Below are 1723 nucleotides of genomic sequence, written 5' to 3' on the forward strand. Positions count from 1 at the left end.
CAGTGACGCACATTGTCATGAAGACCTAAAATACCTGTTGTGTAAAAGAGGGAGTCTTCTTTAGGGAATCCTATACCAGCATATTTTGTAGTCATACTTATTAGTATAAATACAAATAGAGATACGCTTAGGTAAAAGTCTAGTTTTCGCTTTATTTTGAATCCACGCATATGTCTTACTCAAGAAAAGGGGGTTCAGTTATAAAGATAACTGGTCGATCATTAAATTATTAGTTTGCGCATAGTAGTCATCTGCGACAGGTCATTGCTAATAACAGACTCACTGCGGCAGTAACAATTGTTGATTAGAATTTGAAGATACTAATGTAATAAAAATATAAGTGCAACAAAAATTTACTTTTTTATTTACTAACATTACAAAGAGATTACTTTCTAATATGTTGTTGATTCTGTGATTTTCATCTGCAAGATATATATCCGTAAGGCAAAAATTTAATGTCGTAGATGTTTTAATGAGGAAACTTAAAAGAAAAGACCTATACAAAAAAGGCATTTGAGCAGAAACAGCAGACACAAAAAAACCCCAAGTAAACTAATACTTGAGGCGAAACTTGCTTAAACTCGTAAGTTTAAATTTGTTTTAAATATGGCGCAGCGGACGGGACTCGAACCCGCGACCTCCGGCGTGACAGGCCGGCATTCTAACCAACTGAACTACCGCTGCTTAGGTCGTTTAGCTTTTTTACCACAAGCTATTAAGTGGTGGGTGATGACGGATTCGAACCGCCGACATTCTGCGTGTAAGGCAGACGCTCTACCAACTGAGCTAATCACCCTGAGAAGCGTTCAAAAATTGCACCGTAATTTTAGCTTCGCAAGACAAAATCTTTTAAATAAGATTTTGTGTATTGCTTCATTAATATAAGCTGTCACACTTAAATTAACTTTATCAGCTAGGATTGATTAACTCCCCTTGCTGTGGATGTGTATTATATAGATTTACACATGGCTGTCAAACAGTATTTTTGAATTTTTGACATATTTTTTGCGTTTTTATCAACCACATGAATAAGCTTATGTTTTTATTGATTTTATATTTTCATAAAAAACCAATATTCTTTAGCACTAATATTTTTTGGCACTATAGTCGATTCAATTTAAAAGCAATACCAGGCAACCAAATATAGATGTATATGTGACGCTTCAAGCGAGGTTAGCACTGTAATGCTTTTATAGTGGAGTCTATAAGACCTCAACCTTTTGCCAATGCCTGTTCGATATCTGGTTTTAAAGCGGCGGGCTTAGTCGTTGGTGCATAGCGGTCAATGACTTGCCCATCTATACCGACCAAAAACTTGGTGAAGTTCCATTTTATTCCATCTGTTAGTAAGCCGCCTTTTTGGGCTTTTAGCCACTTAAATAGTGGATGAGCGCCCTCTCCATTAACGTCCACCTTTTCCATCATAGGGAAGCTAACACCATAGTTCTTTTGGCAGAACGCGCCAATCTCATCATTACTACCAGGGTCTTGGCTACCAAATTGGTTACAAGGAAAACCGATAACGATTAGTCCTTGCTCCTTGTACTGTTGGTATAGTGCTTCTAGCCCTTCAAACTGCGGAGTGAACCCACATTTACTGGCGGTATTGACGACTAATAGCACGCGACCTTTATAATCAGTAAACGCTTGCGTCGTGCCATCCATACACGTAGCAGTAAAATCATAAATCTTACTCATTATTCATCCTTAAATTGATTGAGTT

Annotated in this window: 1 protein-coding gene and 2 tRNA genes; all 3 read right to left on the reverse strand. The window is 37.4% G+C overall.

Features of this window, described 5'->3' with window-relative positions:
• Positions 1-607: 607 nt before the first annotated feature.
• A tRNA-Asp gene (locus ACT3SX_RS14900) sits at positions 608-684 on the reverse strand.
• Between the two features lie 36 nt (positions 685-720).
• Positions 721-796: transfer RNA gene (locus ACT3SX_RS14905), tRNA-Val, on the reverse strand.
• Positions 797-1212: 416 nt separating this feature from the next.
• The gene (locus tag ACT3SX_RS14910) at positions 1213-1698 is read right to left on the reverse strand and encodes a glutathione peroxidase (RefSeq protein ID WP_192520954.1); all 486 of its coding nucleotides are present in this window, start codon (positions 1696-1698) and stop codon (positions 1213-1215) included.
• Between the last annotated feature and the right edge of the window lie 25 nt (positions 1699-1723).

It is taken from the genome of Psychrobacter sp. AOP31-B2-9, from assembly GCF_052378005.1.
GTDB lineage: Bacteria > Pseudomonadota > Gammaproteobacteria > Pseudomonadales > Moraxellaceae > Psychrobacter.